Origin of the sequence: Nocardioides panzhihuensis (genome assembly GCF_013408335.1) — a bacterium.
Taxonomy (GTDB): domain Bacteria; phylum Actinomycetota; class Actinomycetes; order Propionibacteriales; family Nocardioidaceae; genus Nocardioides; species Nocardioides panzhihuensis.
Genome location: NZ_JACBZR010000001.1, coordinates 2129393 through 2147526 on the forward strand (window position 1 = coordinate 2129393; position 18134 = coordinate 2147526).

15 protein-coding genes are annotated in these 18134 nt (G+C 69.5%); 5 read left to right on the forward strand and 10 right to left on the reverse strand.

Annotated elements, in window-relative coordinates:
* Positions 1–103: 103 nt before the first annotated feature.
* From BJ988_RS10110 to BJ988_RS10120, 3 genes are all read left to right on the forward strand, one after another.
* Positions 104–1420, forward strand: coding sequence for an MFS transporter (locus BJ988_RS10110; RefSeq protein WP_179657868.1), 1317 nt, complete (start codon positions 104–106; stop codon positions 1418–1420).
* A gap of 66 nt (positions 1421–1486) precedes the next feature.
* Positions 1487–3115 (forward strand): AMP-binding protein, encoded by a 1629-nt coding sequence (locus BJ988_RS10115; RefSeq protein ID WP_179657869.1) that lies wholly within the window; start codon positions 1487–1489, stop codon positions 3113–3115.
* A gap of 7 nt (positions 3116–3122) precedes the next feature.
* Positions 3123–3893, forward strand: a complete 771-nt coding sequence (locus tag BJ988_RS10120) for a thioesterase family protein (protein WP_179657870.1) — start codon at positions 3123–3125, stop codon at positions 3891–3893.
* 31 nt (positions 3894–3924) lie between these two features.
* Here BJ988_RS10120 and BJ988_RS10125 read toward each other — a convergent pair whose 3' ends face one another.
* The 7 genes from BJ988_RS10125 to BJ988_RS10150 all read right to left on the reverse strand — a co-directional run bounded on the left by BJ988_RS10125 (position 3925) and on the right by BJ988_RS10150 (position 11367).
* Positions 3925–5640, reverse strand: a complete 1716-nt coding sequence (locus BJ988_RS10125) for an AMP-binding protein (RefSeq protein ID WP_179657871.1) — start codon at positions 5638–5640, stop codon at positions 3925–3927.
* 124 nt (positions 5641–5764) lie between these two features.
* Positions 5765–7138 (reverse strand): tripartite tricarboxylate transporter permease, encoded by a 1374-nt coding sequence (locus BJ988_RS10130; protein WP_179657872.1) that lies wholly within the window; start codon positions 7136–7138, stop codon positions 5765–5767.
* Entirely contained in the window at positions 7135–7569 is a 435-nt protein-coding gene (locus tag BJ988_RS10135; RefSeq protein ID WP_179657873.1) for a hypothetical protein, read from the reverse strand. The genes BJ988_RS10130 and BJ988_RS10135 overlap by 4 nt, the downstream gene beginning before the upstream one ends.
* A gap of 68 nt (positions 7570–7637) precedes the next feature.
* Complete coding sequence (locus tag BJ988_RS10140) at positions 7638–8906, reverse strand: hydroxymethylglutaryl-CoA reductase, degradative (RefSeq protein WP_218860728.1); 1269 nt, start codon at positions 8904–8906, stop codon at positions 7638–7640.
* 78 nt (positions 8907–8984) lie between these two features.
* Positions 8985–9257, reverse strand: coding sequence for a PucR family transcriptional regulator (locus tag BJ988_RS31565; RefSeq protein ID WP_425490919.1), 273 nt, complete (start codon positions 9255–9257; stop codon positions 8985–8987).
* Complete coding sequence (locus BJ988_RS10145; protein WP_179657874.1) at positions 9167–10852, reverse strand: GAF domain-containing protein; 1686 nt, start codon at positions 10850–10852, stop codon at positions 9167–9169. Before BJ988_RS10145 ends, BJ988_RS31565 begins: the two co-directional genes overlap by 91 nt.
* A gap of 47 nt (positions 10853–10899) precedes the next feature.
* Positions 10900–11367: an OsmC family protein gene (locus BJ988_RS10150; RefSeq protein WP_179657875.1), complete on the reverse strand. Its 468-nt coding sequence runs from the start codon at positions 11365–11367 to the stop codon at positions 10900–10902.
* 131 nt (positions 11368–11498) lie between these two features.
* Between BJ988_RS10150 and BJ988_RS10155 the strand changes: the two genes are divergently transcribed.
* Positions 11499–13166, forward strand: coding sequence for an alpha-glucosidase (locus BJ988_RS10155; protein WP_179657876.1), 1668 nt, complete (start codon positions 11499–11501; stop codon positions 13164–13166).
* Between the two features lie 10 nt (positions 13167–13176).
* Here the strand turns inward: BJ988_RS10155 and BJ988_RS10160 are convergent, their stop codons facing one another.
* The gene (locus BJ988_RS10160; RefSeq protein WP_179657877.1) at positions 13177–14745 is read right to left on the reverse strand and encodes an alpha-amylase family glycosyl hydrolase; all 1569 of its coding nucleotides are present in this window, start codon (positions 14743–14745) and stop codon (positions 13177–13179) included.
* Between the two features lie 75 nt (positions 14746–14820).
* Positions 14821–16329 carry an MFS transporter gene (locus BJ988_RS10165; RefSeq protein WP_179657878.1) on the reverse strand — a complete coding sequence of 503 codons (1509 nt, stop codon included), beginning with the start codon at positions 16327–16329 and terminating at the stop codon, positions 14821–14823.
* A gap of 147 nt (positions 16330–16476) precedes the next feature.
* On the opposite strand from BJ988_RS10165, the gene BJ988_RS10170 reads away from it, so the two are divergent.
* Positions 16477–16956, forward strand: a complete 480-nt coding sequence (locus tag BJ988_RS10170; RefSeq protein WP_179657879.1) for a potassium channel family protein — start codon at positions 16477–16479, stop codon at positions 16954–16956.
* An 8-nt stretch (positions 16957–16964) separates the two neighbouring features.
* On the opposite strand, the gene BJ988_RS10175 is transcribed toward BJ988_RS10170, so the two are convergent.
* On the reverse strand, positions 16965–18131 hold the full coding sequence (locus tag BJ988_RS10175) for a CaiB/BaiF CoA transferase family protein (protein WP_179657880.1): 1167 nt from the start codon (positions 18129–18131) through the stop codon (positions 16965–16967).
* Positions 18132–18134: the final 3 nt, after the last annotated feature.

Below are 18134 nucleotides of genomic sequence, written 5' to 3' on the forward strand. Positions count from 1 at the left end.
AACAAGGGGCATACCCCCTCTTTCGAGGGCATCCTTCAGGGGGTATCGGAGAGGTTGCGGCAGCCCCAACACTCGGTTCACCCACCGAGTAGGAGGCACGATCATGGCCCAAATCGCGGCTACCCGAGCCGAGGTCGACGGGCGCACCATGCGCCGCGTCGCGACGGCGTCACTGACCGGCACCACCATCGAGTTCTACGACTTCCTCATCTACGGCCTCGCCGCGGCGCTGGTGTTCAACGCCGTCTTCTTCCCGTCCATGGGCGGTCCCGAGGGCACCATGGCGTCGATCGCGACCTTCGGTGTCGCATTCGTCTTCCGGCCGCTCGGCGCGATCCTCTTCGGCCACTACGGCGACCGGATCGGCCGCAAGGCCACCCTGATCACGACGCTGATGATCATGGGCGCCTCGACGTTCGCGATCGGGCTTCTCCCGAGCGCGGACTCGATCGGCAAGAGCGCCGTCGTGATCCTGGTGGTGCTGCGCGCCTTCCAGGGCATCGCTCTCGGCGGCGAGTGGGCCGGCGCGGCCCTCCTCACCACCGAGTACGCCGCCCACGGCCAGCGCGGGCGCTACAGCATGTTCCCGCAGCTCGGCCCCAGCCTCGGGCTGATCCTCGCTGCCGGCGCGATGCTCCTCACCTTCAGCCTGATGGCTCCCGAGGCGTTCGCGGCCTGGGGCTGGCGGATCCCGTTCCTGGCCAGCGCCATCCTGGTCGGCGTCGGGCTCTGGGTCCGGCTGAGCATCGCCGAGACCCCGTCGTTCAAGAAGGTTCAGTCGGCCGGGACCCGTAGCGCGCTGCCGTTCCTCGGCTGCCTCCGGGACCAGTGGCGACAGGTGCTGCTCGGCGGCGGCATCATGGCGATCGTCTTCGGCGCCTTCTACACGGGAGCCAGCTTCATGGTCGCCTACGCGGTCGGCACCCTCGGCCTGAGCATGACCCAGGCCCTGCTCGGCGTCATCATCGCGGCCTTCGCAATGAGCGTGACCGTCATCGTCTCGGCGTTGCTCTCCGACGTGCTCGGCCGGCGCGCGGTCCTGCTCGTCGGCGCTGCTTTCGGCGTCGTCGCCGGGCCGCTCGCCTTCGGCGTCATGGAGCCCGGCAGCTTCGTCAGCTTCGCCCTCGGCAACAGCCTGCTGCTCTGCGTCCTCGGCCTCAACTACGGCCCGATCGCAGCGTTCCTGCCCGAGACGTTCCAGGCCAGGTACCGCTACACGGGTGCGGGGCTGGCCTACAACATCGCGGGCATCCTCGGCGGTGCAGTCCCGCTCGTCATCGCCGAGGATCTGCTGTCCCGGTGGGGCACCGACGGGATCGCGTACTTCCTCACCGCTCTTGCCCTGCTGAGCGTCGTCTGCCTGCTGATCGCCAAGGAGACCAGCCGCGTCGACCTGGACGCGGAGCCGGCGCTCACCTGATCAGCGGACCGGCTCACCCTCCTTCGGGGGTGTGGCAGCCACCCCGGTCTCGGTCATGCTCGCGGCATGACCGAGACCTCATCCATCACCGCATCGTCGGCCCGTGGCAACACCGACGTTCCGCTGCTCGAGGAGACGATCGGAGCCAACTTCGAGCGCACCGTCGCCCTTCATGGAGACCGTGAGGCGCTCGTCGAGGCAGCCACCGGCCGGCGCTGGACCTACACGGAGCTCAACACCGACGTCGACGCTCTCGCGGTCGGCCTCCGCAAGGCGGGCATCGGCAAGGGCGACCGCGTCGGCATCTGGGCGCCGAACTGCGCCGAGTGGACGATGGTCCAGTTCGCCACGGCCAAGATCGGCGCGATCCTGGTCAACATCAACCCCGCCTACCGCACGCACGAGCTCGCCTATGCGCTCAACCAGTCCGGGGTGCGGCTGCTCATCAGCGCGACGGCGTTCAAGACCAGCGACTACGTCTCGCTCGTCGGCGCGGTCGAGGGCGACTGCGGCGCGCTGGAGCAGACGATCTTCCTGGGCTCCCCGGAATGGGATGCGCTGCTGGCCAGCGGCCGTGGTGAGCGGCTGGCCGACCACGTCGGCTACCCGCTCGACCCGAACGACGCGATCAACATCCAGTACACCTCCGGGACCACGGGCTTCCCGAAGGGCGCGACGCTGTCGCACCGCAACATCTTGAACAACGGCTTCTTCGTCACCGAGACGATCCACTTCACCGAACAGGACCGGCTCTGCATCCCGGTGCCGTTCTACCACTGCTTCGGCATGGTGATGGCGAACCTCGGCTGCACCACCCACGGGGCGACGATGGTCATCCCCGGGCCCGGCTTCGACCCGGTCACGACGCTGCAGACCGTGCAGGACGAGAGGTGCACGGCGCTGTACGGGGTGCCGACGATGTTCATCGCGATGCAGGACGATCCGGGCTTCGCCTCCTACGACCTGTCCACACTGCGTACCGGGATCATGGCCGGTGCGCTGTGCCCGGTCGAGGTCATGAAGCGGTGCGTCAGCGAGATGCACATGAGCGAGGTCGCGATCGCGTACGGCATGACAGAGACCTCCCCGGTCTCCTGCCAGACCCGCACCGACGACGACCTCGAGCGGCGCACCGAGACGATCGGCCGGGCCGCCCCGCACGTCGAGATCAAGATCGTCGACCCAGCCACCGGCGAGGTGGTCCCCCACGGCACGGCGGGCGAGTTCTGCACCCGCGGCTACTCGGTGATGCTGGGCTACTGGGACGATGAGACGAAGACGGCCGAGGTGATCGACGCCGACGGCTGGATGCACACCGGTGACCTGGCGGTGATGCGCGAGGACGGCTACTGCGTGGTCGTGGGCCGGATCAAGGACATGGTCATCCGCGGAGGCGAGAACATCTATCCGCGCGAGATCGAGGAGTTCCTCTTCACCCACCCCGACATCGCCGAGGCCCAGGTCGTGGGCGTTCCCGACGAGAGGTACGGCGAGGAGCTCTGCGCCTGGATCCGGATGCGTCCCGACGCCGAACCGTTGGACACCGAGGCCGTCCGTGCCTTCGCCAGCGGGAAGCTCGCCCACTACAAGACGCCGCGCTATGTCCTGGTCGTCGACGAGTTCCCGATGACCGTGACCGGCAAGGTCCGCAAGATCGACATGCGCGAGCAGAGCGTCGCTCTGCTCGGCCTCTGAGTCGCCGATGACCTATTGGCATCGGACCGGCGCGCACACCTTCACCCCGACCGAGCACGTCGGCGGCGCCTGGGACCTGGAGACTCAGCACATCGCCACTCTGCTCGGCGTGCTCGCGCACGAGGTCGAGCGCGACCGCGACACCCGCCGCGACGACGGTCTCCGGATCACCCGGCTCGGCTACGACATCCTCGGGACCATCCCGCTCGAGCCGGTCGCCGTGGAGGTGACAGTGCTCCGCGGCGGCCGCACGATCGAGCTCGTCGAGGCCCGAGCCAGCCATGCCGGCCGGCCGGTCGTGCTCCTGCGTGCCTGGCTGACCGCCGACTACCCGACCGCTGACCTCGCAGGAACCCACCACGCGTCGATGCCCGCACCGGGCGACGAGGTGCCTGCCTGGGACATGACGGCGGTGTGGGGCGGGGGCTTCATCGCCTCGGTCGAGGTGCGTCGGCGTGACCTCGGCCCGGGACGGGCCCAGGCCTGGGTGCGTACGCCTCATCCCCTGGTCGCCGACGAGGAGGTGAGCCGGCTGGCGCAGGTCGCAGGACTGCTCGACATCACCAACGGCGTAGCCGTCCGGGTCGACCCGAAGGACGTCAGCTTCCCCAACCTCGACCTGACCGCGCACCTGTTCCGTACGCCGGGCATCGGCTGGCTGGGGCTCGACACGACCGTCTCGTTCGGCCCGGAGGGCGCCGGGGTGACGACCACGGTGCTCCACGACGAACGCGGCGCCTTCGGGGTCAGTACGCAGTGCCTGACCGTCCGTCCGTGACCGACGGTCAGGCACTCCCGTTGCTCGTCGTTCAGCTGCGGGGAAAGAAGTCCTCGTAGCGGTGCTCCCCCGCCGGCCGCTGGTCGACGACCTCCTGCTCGCGGGTCCGGAGCTCGACGCGCCGGATCTTGCCCGAGATCGTCTTGGGAAGGTCGAAGAACTCCAGGCGCCGCACCCGCAGGTAGGGCGGGAGGTGGTCGCGGGCGAACTCGAGGATGGCCCGGGCAGTCTCGGCGGTCGGCTCGTGGCCGGCGGTGAGCGAGACGTACGCCTTGGGGACAGCGAGCCGCACGGGGTCCGGTGCGGGGACGACCGCCGCCTCGGCCACCGCGGGGTGCTCGATCAGGACCGACTCCAGCTCGAAGGGCGAGACCTTGTAGTCGGATGCCTTGAAGACGTCGTCGGTGCGGCCTACGTAGGTGATGTAGCCGTCCTCGTCGCGGCTGGCGACGTCACCGGTGTGGAAGAAGCCGCCGCGCATGGCGTCGGCGGTGCGCTTCTCGTCGTCGCGGTAGGCGGTCATCAGCGTGGCGGGTCGCGCCGAGAGGTCGAGGCCCAGATCGAGGCAGAGCTCACCCTCCCCCGGCCCCTCGATCACGGTCCCCTCGATCGGGTCGACCAGCACCACCGGAACGCCTGGCAGCGGCCGCCCCATCGACCCGGGACGGACCGGCTGACCTGGGCTGTTGGCGATCGTCGCGGTCATCTCGGTCTGCCCGAAGCCGTCCCGGATGGTCAGGCTCCACGCCTGACGGATCTGGCTGATCACCTCGGGGTTGAGCGGCTCCCCTGCGCTGATCGCCTCCCGCAGCGAGCCACAGCCGCCGGTGAGGTCGGCCTGGATGAGCATCCGCCACACCGTGGGCGGAGCGCACATGCTGGTGACGTGCTCCTCCCGGATGCGCTGCAGCAGGGTGGCCGCGTCGAAGCGCGCGTAGTTGAGGACGAAGACGGTCGCTCCGGCGAGCCAGGGCGCGAAGAAGTTCGACCACGCGTGCTTGGCCCAGCCGGGGCTCGAGATGTTCATGTGCACGTCGCCGGGACGCAGGCCCAGCCAGTACATCGTCGACAGGTGTCCCACCGGGTAGGTGTAGTGGGTGTGCTCGACCAGCTTCGGACGGCTGGTGGTGCCGCTGGTGAAGTAGAGGAGCAGCGCGTCGCTCGTGGCGTTGCCGGGGTGGTCGACTGGCTCCTGGCGCTCGGCCGCCGCCGCGGCGTACCCGTTCCAGCCCTCCTGCTCCCCCACGCTGATCCGGACGTAGTCGCCGGGGACGCCGTCGAACTTGCCCGTGTCCTCGGCGTTGCAGACCACCGCCTTCGCCCGGCCGCGGGCGAGCCGGTCCACCAGCTCGGCGGTGCCGACCGCCGTCGTCGTCGGCATCAGGACCGCTCCGACCTTCATCGCCGCGAGCATCGTCTCCCACAGCTCGACCTGGTTGCCGAGCATCACGATCACGCTGTCGCCGCGGCCGACGCCGAGACGACCGAGGTAGCGGGCGACCGCGTCCGAGCGTCGCGCCAGCTCGTCGAAGGAGTACGCAGCCCGCGACCCGTCGGCCTCGGAGATCACCAGACCCGGAGCATCGTTGCCCCGCGCCATCGGGTCGAACCAGTCATGGGCGAAGTTGAAGCTCGCCCCGACCTCTGGCCAGCCAAAGGTCTCGACTGCTCCCGCATAGTCGAGACGCTGGTCGATCAGCGCGTCGCGGGCAGCACGGAGGGCGTCGGTCGAAGTCGATCTCGTCATGGCCGTCATCATCGCCGCGAGCTTGACCGCCGCCCTACCCCCGGAAGAGGGGGCCTGACTCCGAGGAGTGCGGCGAGGCCCCGGCAGATGCCTGCCGGGGCCTCGCTCGGGTCGCTCGGGCGGGTCAGCCCAGAGCGATCATCGCGGGCACCGTGAGCACCGCGGCGTAGTAGCCCATGAACTGCACGCCGGAGTGCATGCCGAACGCGCGGTTGAGCAGGCCTCCGATCAGCCCCACGGTCACGGTGACCAGCACGGCCAAGAGGCCACCTTCGTAGAGGCAGATGACGAGGATCAGCCCGGCGAAGGCGCCGATGATCGCCTCGTGGGAGACGTTGCGCATGACCCAGGACGCGGCTCGGTGGGCATGCGTCATCGCGAACGGGTAGGCGACGAGCGTGGCGATCGTGACGGCGATCAGGCCGAACGCCAGGAACTCCCACGTCGTGAGCAGGTCGTGGAGGTTGTTGGTCGCACCCGTCTCGGCGTCGACCGTGTAGACCGGCGGCGCGTTGAAGAGCGGCGCCGCCGGACCAGCCGCCATCGGCGAGAGCGGCAGGCCCAGCGCGATCAGCGGGATCATCGTCTCCGCGATGTAGGTCGACTCCGTCGTGCCGTTGCGTACGGCCATCTTGGTGGTGAGCTTGTGATAGCCGTTCTTGACGCGGGCACCCACCGCCTCGCCCATCAGGACGGTCATCGCGACCGGGGAGAAGACGAAGGTCGCGCTCGAGACGACCGCGGCCCCTGAGGTGTAGGCCACCTGCTTGCGGTCGAGCACCTTGAGCGGGTTGGGCATCCGCCCAGACCAGGTGCGTACGTCGGGGGCCAGGGCGAACTCGCGCGGCCCGCTGCGTTCGAGGCTCTTGCGGCCTGATGGCGACATCGCCAGGAAGAGGTCGGCGATGAGCGGCCCGGTGGCGATGCCGAGGAAGAAGCTGATGCTCAGTGCGTGGCCGAGCTGTGCCGTGACGAACGAGTTGATCCCGACGATCAGCAGCACGAACGGGAACAGCGCGGCCACCGCGGCCCAGCGGCCCTTCGAGGTGAGCGCGATCAGGATGGCCGCGCCGGCGAAGATCCACGGCGCTGCCTTGCCGATCTCGTCAGCCACGGGCGAGAGCATCCAGGCGAAGAGGACTGCCAGGGGAACCGCGATGAATGCGGACAGCACGCCGCCGGAGATCGCCTTCCGCAAGGCGATGTGCGGCACTCCCAGCTCACGCAGCTGTTGGGCGTCGGCCAGCATCGGCGCCGCCATCGTGTCGCCCGGGATTCCGAGCAAGGTGGTGGGGATGGCGTGAGTGATGTGCTTGGCGATGACCGCGGCGAGGAAGAAGCTGAAGACGCCGGCGGCGGGTACGCCGAGGAGCACGACGAGCAGCGTGATGGGTGCGACGACGGCGGTCTCGTCGGTGCCCGACACCAGACCGATGGCGGCGAAGACGACGGCGCCGATCAGGCCCATCCCGATGGCCCAGAGCAGTGGTTCCATCATGAGCGGGTCTCCTGTCGGTCGCCGGCCTCGGACTCGGCGTCGAGGTGTGCCTGCTTCAGCACGTCGTAGAGCCCGAGCTGGCGTAGCTCGTCCCGCACCTCGACCGACAGGTCCGCGGGATCGGTCCACTCCCCACCGTCGGCCGCGATCGCGTCGAGCGCTTCTCGGCGGCTCTCCGCGGTCGCCGCGGTCTGGGTGACGATGCGCTTGGGCTTGAAGAGCCGGGCGGCGATGAACGCTGCGACCAGACAAGCGCCGAGGCCGAGCAGCAGAGCATACGACTGGGCAAGAGTCTGGTCTTCCACCGTCGCTCTGAAGAGCCTCCTGCCCAGCAGGAAGGTCGGGGTCGCGATGCCGGCACCGAGCGCGATCGACGCACCCAGGTGTCTGGTGTCGACGGTGTCACCCCAGACTTCGATGAGTCGGGACATGGGACAGATCTCCGATCAGTTCTTGGTAGCGAGCGCATCGGCGGCTCGCGAGATGGTTGGGGCTAGGGTCATCGCCCGCTCCGCAGCTCAGCGAGCACGGTCTCGGCGCGGTCGTGACGGAAGGCCTTCTCGGCGATCAGTCGCTCTACGACCTGACCGATCTCACCGGGGCCGGCACCCACGGCGATGGCGATGTTCTTGGCGTGCAGCGACATGTGGCCGCGTTGCACGCCCTCGCTGGCGAGCACCCGCAGCGCGGCGATGTTCTGTGCCAGCCCGACAGCGGTGATGAGCTCGGCGAGCTCCGCCGCAGAGGTCGCACCGGTGAGCGCCACCGCGGCGCGAGCGCCCGGGTGGGACTTGGTCGCACCCCCGACGAGGCCGACCGGCATGGGCAGCTCGAGGGTCGCCACGATGTTGCCGTCGGCGTCCTTCTCGTAGGTCGACAGCGAGGTGTAGCGGCCCGCGGCGCTGACGGCATGGGAGTGCGCCCCGGCCTCGACGGCGCGGGTGTCGTTGCCCGTCGCGAGCACCACCGCGGAGATGCCGTTCATGATGCCCTTGTTGTGAGTGGCCGCGCGGTACGGGTCACCGGCCGCGAGCTTGTAGGCGTGGACCATGTCGTCGACGACCTGATCTCCACCGAGGGTCTCGGCGTCGAGCACCGCGCGGGCACGCGCCAGGCGGAGGTCGGCCTTGTTGGTGAGGATCCTGAGGACGACGCGTCCGCCGGCGAGCTCGGCTATCCGGTCGGCCACCGCTTCGGCCATCGTGTTGACCGCGTTGGCGCCCATCGCGTCGCGCACGTCGACGACCAGGTGAGCCACCACGTAGGCCTCGTTCTCGAAGTCGACGACACGCACGGTGAGGTCGCGGACACCGCCGCCGACCTCGGCGAGCTTGGGGTCCTGGGCACTGGCGAGCTCGATCAGCTCGTGGCGGGCCTCGAGAACGCGGAGTCTCGCAGCGTGGGGGTCGACGACGTCGACCACCTGGATCTGCGCTTGCATGATCGGACCTGTGCTCGAGGTGTGGAAGCCGCCCAGCGTTCGTGCCATCCGTGCACCGTTGCTGGCGGCGGCGATCACCGACGCCTCCTCGGTGACCATCGGGACGAGCACGTCACGTCCGTTGACCGTGTGGTTGGCCGCGATGCCGATCGGCAGCGAGAACGTGCCGATGACGTTCTCGCTCAGGTGGTTGGCGGCATCGATCCCGAAGCCGCCGTCGTCGAAGGCAGCGAGCGTGGCGGCGTCGACGCCGGTCTGCTGGGTCACGACGGAGCGGCGCTCCTCGACGCTCAGGTTGCGGAAGCCTTGGATGCGGCTGGTGGTCACGATCGGTCCTCTCGGTTGACTGACCCGACAAGGACACCACTGGATGTGACGAACCGCACATGTCTGAATCGGACAGGATCAGCCTTCCGGAGTGTCCGATCCGGACAGCCTGTTGAGCTGTAGCGCGATTCCCAGCCGGAAGCTGGCCTCCTGGCTCCGCCAACCCGGCAACAGCTGGTCGATGCGCTCGAGACGCTGCTTGACGGTGTTCGGATGCACGAAGAGCGCCGCCGCGGCCCGGGTGACGCTGGCGTTGTGGGTCAGGTACGCGTCGAGCGTGCGGACGAGGGCGGAACGGTGCGATGTGTCCCATGCCAGCAGCGGGGCGAGGAGCCCGTGAGCGAACGCCAGCGCCCGCTCGCCGTCCGGCCCGAAGAGTGCCAGGTACGGCGCGTAGTCCCGTCCCAGGACGGCGGCGTCGCTGACGCCGATGCCGGGAAGCATCCGCGAGAGCGTGGAGAGGTCGGTGACCTCGCCGGGAACGTTCTCGATCCGGGTCGTACTGCCGACAAGCACCAGTCCGGTGCCGCCGCTCCGGGCAAGCCGCGCGTGGACTCGTTCAGCAGCTCCCGCGCGTCGGGTGAACCTGGCACCAGCGCGACCACGCCAGCGTCGTGCTGGGTGGCGAGCCACCCGGAGTCGAGGCCGGACAGGGCACGAACAAGACTCCATCGCTGCTGCTTCCAGCCGGCGGCGACCACCGGCGTCCAGCTCCCGGCAAGATTCACACCGCGCTGCGAAGCCCGGTGGCGCAGGCCGTTCCAGCTCTGGCGCCCGGACACGAGATCGCCGACCAGCTCACCGCGCACTCGTTCCTCGGCGTCGGCGATCGCGTCGCGCTGCATCGTGACCAAGGCGTGGCTCTGGGCGCCGCGCTCGACCGTCCGACGCTGGACCTCGTCGAGATGCTCTCCACCCACCAGAAGCACGCCGAGCAACGTACGTCCGGCCATCGCGGCGACCACGCCGAGCACGTCGGTGCCGACGTCGACCCATCTCGCGGTGCCCCGGCTCTTCTCGATCGCGGCGCTGACCTCGGGGCTCAGCCGCCCGGCGGTCCACCAGCCCGCCGCCTGCTCGCAGCTCGTCGCCAGCGGTGCGAGGTCTCGGTCCGCGATCGCGACCGGGCGCCCCAGGGACTCTGCCAGGATTCTCGCGATGGCGGACGAGCCCTCCCCTTCGAGCACCAGCCGGGTCAGACGCTCGTGGAGGCTGGCGGACGCCTCCATCGCGGAAGCCCTCTGCTCTGCTTCGGCGCTGGCAGCAGCCGCGTTGGCCGCCGACTCACGCTCGGCCGCCAACAACCGAGCCGACTGCAGGATCACCGCAGCCTGGTCGGCGAACGCCGTGAGAAGGGAGATCTGCTCGGTGCTGAAGTTGTGAGCGGACCGGTCGGCGGCGAAGAGCACCCCGAGCACGCGATCCGAGGAGATCAGCGGCACCCCGAGGATCGACTCCATGTGTTCGGCCTCGACCGCCGCGGTGACCTCGCTCTCGTGTGGGAAGGCCGCGACATCGTAGGCCGCGGTCCACTGGGGTGTGCGTGTCTGCACGACCTTGCTGGCCAGGCCGATGCCTGCGGGGACCCGCAGGTCGCGCATGTTGGACGAGATCGTGCCCCGGTTGGCTCGCACGAGCAGCTCGTCCGTCGCTTCGTCGTACTCCGACAGATAGGTCAGGTCGGTGCCCATGAGCTCGTGCGCGCGGTCGACGAGCTTCTGCAGGAGCTTCTGCACGTCACGCACCTCCACGAGCTCGCGGAGACTGGCCATCAGCGAGGACAGCTCGCGGTCTCGCGCACGCAGCCGGTCGAGCCGCGCCCGAACGTCCAGCAGCGCCCGGACGGTCTCCTCCTCGAGGCCTTCCGCGGCCTGCCGAAGCGCTTCGGGTGTGATCGGCTGGTCGGCGCGAACCAGGTCGGCCAGCGCGCGCACCTGCTCAGTCACCTTCCACGCCTCCTTCCCGTGCTGTTCCCATCACGCAAGGACCGAGGTCAGCCAACGTGAACGGTCGGCTCGACGACGACGGGGAAGCTCACGCTGTTGGCGATGAAGCAGTCCAGGTGGGCCTGGTGATGCGCCGAGGTCGCGGCCTCGACCATCTCTGCGTCCGCGACGGTGACGACGGGGTGCAGCACAGCCTGGATGAACCGGCCGCCGCTCCCCTGTGTCTCCATGGTGGCGGTCGCGGCGTCCTGGTAGTCGAGGACGACCACACCGACCTTCACCGCCTGGTGCAGGTAGGACAGCATGTGGCACTGCGCCAGCGCTGTCAGCAGCAGCTGCTCCGGGTTGTGCCGGCCGGCGTCTCCGCGGAAGGTCCGGTCGGCGGAGCCGAGGATGTCGGGTAGTCCTTCGATGCGTACGACGTGGTCTCGGCTGTAGTCGCGGTAGCCGCTCGTTCCGGTGCCACGGTTGCCCGTCCACTCCACCGAGACCGCGTACTCATGGATCATTGCCATGCCCACACGCTAGCGCCGGTGCGGGCGGTGTATGTGCGGCGTCCGACCCGGTTACCGCTCGCTGGGACAGGTAACGACCGCGAAGCAGGAGAGGTTCGATGACCCACTCGACACCGGCTCGAGGAGACAGCATGCCCGCGACCGTGACCGGATCCGCTGGACGCACCGGCCCGGGATGGTGGCGCTCCGCCGTCGTCTACCAGGTCTATCCGCGCAGCTTCGCCGACGCGAACGGCGACGGCGTGGGCGATCTGCGCGGGATCAGGGAGCACCTCGACCACCTCGAGTGGCTCGGTGTCGACGTCCTGTGGATCTCCCCCGTCTACCCCTCGCCGATGGCCGACAACGGCTACGACGTCAGCGACTACCACGATGTCGACCCCACCTACGGCACGCTGGCGGAGCTCGACGAGCTGATCGCCGAGCTCCACCGCCGCGGAATGAAGCTGGTGATGGATCTCGTCGCGAACCACACCTCCGACGAGCATCCCTGGTTCGTGGAGTCCAGCTCGAGCCCCGAGAACGCCAAACGCGACTGGTACTGGTGGCGCGACGAGCCCAACAACTGGGGGTCGTTCTTCTCCGGTCCGGCGTGGACCTACTGCGAGGGCAGGGCCGCGTACTACATGCACCTGTTCACCAAGAAGCAGCCGGACCTGAACTGGGAGAACCCCGAGGTGAGGCAGGCGGTGTACGAGATCATGCGGTGGTGGCTGGACCGCGGTGTCGACGGCTTCCGCATGGACGTGGTGAACCTGATCTCGAAGGACCCCGAGCTGCCGGATGCGCCGGTCATGCCCGGGCAGCGCTACGGCAACATGCGCGAGTCGGTGCTCGACGGGCCACGCGTGCACGAGTTCCTCGCCGAGATGCACCGGGAGGTCTTCGACCGGTACGACCGCGACCTGCTGCTGGTCGGGGAGACCGGTGAGACGACGGTCGAGGAGGGACGGAAGTACACCGACCCGGCACGCCGCGAGCTCGACATGGTCCTCCACTACGAGCATGTCGAGATCGATCACGGCACCTTCAAGTGGGACGTACGCCCCTTCGACGTCGGTCGTCTGCGTGATCGGCTCGCGGCCTGGCAGGAGGGCCTGGCAGACGTGGGCTGGAACAGCCTCTACTGGGACAACCACGACCAGCCGAGGATCGTGTCGCGATACGGCGACGACGGCCGCTGGCGAACCGAGTCGGCCAAGCTGCTCGCGACCGTCCTGCACCTGCAGCGAGGCACGCCGTTCGTCTACCAGGGCGACGAGATCGGCATGACGAACCACCCGTTCGCCTCCATCGACGAGGTCGACGACGTGGAGGCGGTGAACTACTACCACGAAGCGGTCGCCGCGGGTCTCGAGCCCGAGGACGTGATGGCGTCGCTGCGGGCGATGTGCCGCGACAACGGGCGTACGCCGATGCAGTGGGACGACTCCCCCGGCGCCGGCTTCACCACCGGGACGCCGTGGCTCGCGGTGAACCCGAACCACACCGAGATCAACGTCGCGGCTCAGTACGACGACCCGGACTCGGTGCTCTCGCACTACCGGCGGCTGATCCGGTTGCGGCACGAGGACCCGATCGTCGCCGACGGCGACTTCACCCTGCTGTCCGACAGCCATCCTCAGGTCTTCGCCTTCCGCCGTCGTCACGAGAGCGGTCAGCTGGTCGTGCTCGCGAACTTCAGCGGAGCCGAGGCAGACCTGGGCGAGCTCGCCGAGGAGTGCCGCGGTGAGCTCGTGATCGGGAGCGGCGGCGGCCCGGTGCTCTCGCCGTGGGAGGCGCGGGTCTACCGGCGCTGAGCCCACGGTCTCACCCGTCGCTGAGCAACCAGACCGCGGTGTCCGGCGGGAGCTCGGAGCTGACCGGCTCGCCGCTGCAGATCACGACCTCCCCGCGAGGCAGCGGCGTGGGCTCCGCGCCGCAGTTGAGGACGACGGTCAGCCGGCCGCGGTGAAAGGCGATGACGTCCTCGGGCGCATCGAGCAGCCTCACCTCCTCGTCCTCGCCACGCGCGAGGCGACGACGGGCCGTGAGCGCAGACCGGTAGAACTCCAGGGTCGAGCCGGGCCGACCTGTCTGCGCCGCCACGGTCAGGTCCGTCCACTGGACCGGCTGCGGCAGCCAGGGCTGTCCATCGCCGGGCCCGAAGCCGAAGGGCGGCGCGTCTCCGCTCCAGGGCAACGGCACCCGGCAGCCGTCGCGGCCGTTCCCGCCCTCTGCCCATGGGTCCTGCTGCTGCTCCGGGGGTAGCTGCACATGGGGCAGCCCGAGCTCCTCGCCCTGATAGAGGTACGCCGCCCCCGGCAGCGCCAGCATCGCCAGGGTCGCCGCGCGAGCGCGGGCGAGCGCCTGGGCCCCGTCGCCGTAGCGCGTCCGGTGGCGTACCGCATCGTGGTTGGAGAGGACCCACGTCGGCCACGCTCGGGAGGGCCGCAGCGCATCCAGGGTGGTCACGATCGCGTCGCGGAACGCGACCGCCGACCATGGCGACTGCAGCCACTGGAAGTTGAACGCCTGCTCGAACTCGTCGGTGCGCAGATAGCCGCGTAGGTCCGCCGGGCCCTGGGTCCACGCCTCAGCGACGAGCATCCGCTCTCCGGGATAGGAGGCGATGAGGTCGTGCCAGTCCCGGTAGACCTCGTGGACGTCGGGATGGTCCCACATCGGGTCGTCGTCGACGCCGAGGTCGTACATCACCGCCGGGTCGGAGTTGGGCGACTCGCCGGCGGGGACGTGCTGGTCACGCAGCGCTTTGACCAAGCCGTGGGCGACGTCGACGCGGAACCCGTCGACGCCCCGGTCCAGCCACCACCTCAGCACCGAACGGAACTCCTCGGCCACCTCCGGGTTGCGCCAGTTCAGGTCGGGCTCCTCCTTGTCGAACATGTGGAGGTACCACTGCCCGTCTTCGACCCGCGTCCATGCCACCTGGCCGAACACGGACCGCCAGTTGGTCGGCGGCTCCTCGCCGTCGGGTCCTCGACCGTCCTGGAAGAGGTAGCGATCGCGCTCCGGCGAGCCGGGGCCGGCCGCGAGAGCGTCGACGAACCATGGGTGAGACGAGGAGGTGTGGTTGGGGATCAGGTCGATGATCACCTTCAGCCCCAGCCCATGCGCCCTGGTGAGCAGCTCCTCGGCGTCCTCGAGCGTCCCGAAGAGGGGGTCGACCCCACGGGCGTCGACGACGTCGTACCCGTAGTCGATCTGCGGCGAAGGATAGAACGGTGAGAGCCAGATCGCGTCGCCGCCGAGAGCGGCCAGGTAGTCCAACCGTGAGGTGATACCGGCGAGGTCGCCGGTGCCGTCCCCGTCTGCATCGGCGAACGAACGCGGATAGATCTGGTAGGTCACGGCCTCACGCCACCACGGGGAACTCACGGGTTGCTCGGTAACCCGATGCCCCTCAGGTCATGCCATCCCAGGGCCTTGGTCCGCCCGACCGTCAGACCGTCCTCAGCGGTCGTGGTCGGCCGGGTGCAGCTGGGTCCCGGTGACACCGCAGTGCGCACAGGTCTCGATGTGCACTCGGTGCTCCTCGGGATCAGGCTCGGGTTCGGCGGCGAGCGGGCGGCGTACGAACACCGCGGCGAGCACCGCGCCGAGGATCAGCAGACCGGCGTTGAGGAGCATCGCCGCGCCGTAGCCGTCGTCGAAGGTCTGCGGGTTCGTGTAGTCGTCGCCCGCGATCCCGACCGCCGCCGGGACGACGGCGACGGCCAGCAGCCCGGCGGTCCGGGCGACCGCGTTGTTGACGCCCGAGGCGATGCCGACGTGCCGGTCGTCAGCGGCGTCGAGCACGGTGGCGGTCAGCGGCGAGACCAGCAGCGTGAGTCCGATGGCGAACAGCAGGACGGGTGGCAGCACGTCGACGGCGTACGCCGCCTCCGGCCCGATCCGCCCCATCCAGAGTGCGCCGCCGGCCGCCAGCAGCGGCCCGAGGGTCATCGGCAGGCGCGGACCGATGCGTTGCGCCAGCGCACCCGCACGGGACGAGAAGAGCAGCATCACCACGGTCACCGGCAGCAGCGCCGAGCCGGCGGCGAGAGGCGACCAGCCGCTGACGACCTGGAGCTGGAGGACCAGCAGCACGAAGATCACGCCGAGTGGCGCGTACACGAGCAGGGTGACGGCGTTCGCCGCGCTGAACTGGGGGTTGCGGAACAACCCGAGCGGAACCAGCGGATGGGCCGAGCGGGCCTCGACGACCACGAAGGCGACCAGGGAGACGACTCCGGCTGCGACGGTCACCGCCACCGAGCCGACGAAGCCGACCTCGCCCGCCCGAGTCAGCCCGAAGGTGAGAGCGCCGAGCCCGGTCGCGGCCAGCACCGTGCCGGTGAGGTCGAGCCGGCCGGCGGCGTCCGGGTCCCGGCTCTCCGGGACGTGGCGAGCGGCGACGATGACGATGAGCACCGCGACGGGGACGTTGATGAGGAAGACCAGCCGCCAGTTGATCTCGACCAGCCAGCCGCCGACGAGCGGTCCGATCGCGGCAGCGATGCCGCTCAGACCTGACCAGGCACCCACGGCCGCGGACCGGTCCTCGCCGTGGAACGAGGCGGCGATGATCGCCAGGCTCCCCGGTGTCAGCAGGGCACCTCCGACTCCCTGCAGACCACGCGCGGCGATCAGCACCTGGATGTCGGGAGCCAGCCCGCACAGCAGCGACGCGACAGCGAACCACACCACGCCGATGAGGAAGATCCGCCGCCGACCGAAGCGGTCGCCGAGGGAACCACCGAGGAGGATCAGTGCCGCGAGGCTCAGCGTGTAGGCGTTGACCGTCCACTGCAGGCCGGAGAAGCCCGCGTCGAGGTCCTCCCCGATCCGGCCGAGGGCGACGTTGACGACCGTCGAGTCGAGCATCGCCAGCCCGGAGCCCAGCACCGTCGTCGCGAGCACCCACCGGCCGCGGGCGGTGCCCAGCCGGAGAGGAGCCGGGTCGCTCGCAGAGTCCGTCATGATCGGGCTCCCTTCTCTCGGTGGCAGAGACGCCGTTGCGAGCAGTATCCCAGTCAGGCGCCATCACCCGAGACGGGTGACGCGTCGCCCCGCACGCGCCCGCATCCTGAGGACGATCCTTGCCGTTGTCGGTTCCGGGGAAATGAGATGAATGTGCTGTCCAGGGCCTGGTCGCGTCCGTTCTGGGTCTTCGGCGGCCTGCTGCTCGCCTACTACGCGTTCCCGTTGAGGTGGACGGAATCGGTGGTGGCGGTCGGCACGAACCTGCTCGTGACGGTGGGCGCGCTCGCACTCGTCGGGACGGTGATGGTCAGAGAGCTCGACTCCGTCCGTAGGGGCTTGCCCGGACGAAGCGTGCGAGTGCTGGCCATGCTGCTGATCCTGCTGGTGATGGCGGCATCGCTGACCTTCTTCCTGCTCGACCAGAATCGTCCCGACGAGATCGTCGGCCTGGATACACGGACAGACGCTCTCTACTTCACCTTGAGCACGATGACGACGGTCGGGTACGGCGATGTCCACGCCGAGGGGCAGATCGCCCGGGCGTTGGTGTGCGCGATGATCATCTTCAACGTCGTGGTGGTGGCGTCGCTCATCCGCGCCCAGAGTCGGCCCGCGCCCGACTAGACGGTACGTCAGCCGTCCGCGACCCACGCTCGCAGGTCTCCGCCGTGCTGGTCGAGGGTGGGCGGCGCGGCGTGTTCGGTGGGCGTCACCTCGGCGCCCTCGGTGAAGAACCGCAGCGGCGGCCCGGGGAGGGTCAGGTGACCGAGGGTGGCGTGGTCGACGTCGATCAGCAGGCCCTGGCTGGCGGTCTGCTCCCAGGCGTAGACCTCGTCCAGGGAGCGCACCTTGCCGGCCGGGACGCCGGCCTCGGCGAGCTTGGCGAGCAGCTCTTCGGCAGGCCACGGCGCGAAGAGCGTCTCGACGAGCTCGACGACCTTCTCGCGGTTGGCGGCGCGCTCGGGATTGGTCGCCATTCCCTCACGGTCCGGTGAGATGTCGAAGGCGGTGCAGAACCGCCGCCACAGCCCCTCGCTCCCGACCGCGATCTGCACGGTGCCGTCGGCACAGCGGAACAGGCCGTACGGCGAGATGCTCGGGTGATGGTTGCCCTGCGAGCGGCCGACCTCGCCGGCGACAGTCCAGCGAGTTCCCTGGAAACCGTGGACACCGACGACCGCGGAGAGCAACGAGGTACGTACGACGGTCCCGCGGCCGGTGCGCTCCCGCTCGTGCAGTGCGGCGAGCACGCCGTAGGCGCCGTACATCCCGGCCAGCAGGTCGGCGATCGGCGTACCCACCCGCTGGGGGTCGTCGGGGCCCGAGCCGGTGAGCGACATCAGGCCGGCCTCGCCCTGCGCGATCTGGTCATAGCCGGACCGCCCTCCCTCGGGGCCGTCGTGGCCGAACCCGGTGATCGAGAGCACGACGAGACGAGGGTTGCGGGCCTGGAGGTCGTCGACGCCGAGCCCGAGCCGCTCCAGGACGCCGGTGCGGAAGTTCTCGATGAGCACGTCGGCCCGGTCGGCCAGGCGCAGCAGGACGTCCTTGTCGTCGGGGTCCTTGAGGTCGAGGGTGATCGACTCCTTGTTGCGGTTGGCCGAGAGGAAGTACGTCGCCTCCCGCTGCCCCTCCTGGCCCACGAACGGCGGGCCCCAGCCCCGGGTGTCGTCGCCGTGACCGGGCGCCTCCACCTTGATGACGCGAGCACCGAGGTCGCCCATCATCATCGCGGCGTGCGGCCCGGCCAGAGCACGGGAGAGGTCGAGGACGACGATGTCGTCGAGCTGTCCACGCATCTG

Excerpts from the sequence above, each read along its gene's own strand:
- BJ988_RS10120 (WP_179657870.1), top strand. The coding sequence starts at position 3,123 with ATGACCTATTGGCATCGGACCGGCGCGCACACCTTCACCCCGACCGAG.
- BJ988_RS10150 (WP_179657875.1), bottom strand. The coding sequence starts at position 11,367 with ATGGCAATGATCCATGAGTACGCGGTCTCGGTGGAGTGGACGGGCAAC.
- BJ988_RS10175 (WP_179657880.1), bottom strand. The coding sequence starts at position 18,131 with ATGCGTGGACAGCTCGACGACATCGTCGTCCTCGACCTCTCCCGTGCT.
- BJ988_RS10125 (WP_179657871.1), bottom strand. The coding sequence starts at position 5,640 with ATGACGAGATCGACTTCGACCGACGCCCTCCGTGCTGCCCGCGACGCG.
- BJ988_RS10165 (WP_179657878.1), bottom strand. The coding sequence starts at position 16,329 with ATGACGGACTCTGCGAGCGACCCGGCTCCTCTCCGGCTGGGCACCGCC.
- BJ988_RS10130 (WP_179657872.1), bottom strand. The coding sequence starts at position 7,138 with ATGATGGAACCACTGCTCTGGGCCATCGGGATGGGCCTGATCGGCGCC.
- BJ988_RS10135 (WP_179657873.1), bottom strand. The coding sequence starts at position 7,569 with ATGTCCCGACTCATCGAAGTCTGGGGTGACACCGTCGACACCAGACAC.
- BJ988_RS10155 (WP_179657876.1), top strand. The coding sequence starts at position 11,499 with ATGCCCGCGACCGTGACCGGATCCGCTGGACGCACCGGCCCGGGATGG.
- BJ988_RS10170 (WP_179657879.1), top strand. The coding sequence starts at position 16,477 with ATGAATGTGCTGTCCAGGGCCTGGTCGCGTCCGTTCTGGGTCTTCGGC.
- BJ988_RS10115 (WP_179657869.1), top strand. The coding sequence starts at position 1,487 with ATGACCGAGACCTCATCCATCACCGCATCGTCGGCCCGTGGCAACACC.
- BJ988_RS10110 (WP_179657868.1), top strand. The coding sequence starts at position 104 with ATGGCCCAAATCGCGGCTACCCGAGCCGAGGTCGACGGGCGCACCATG.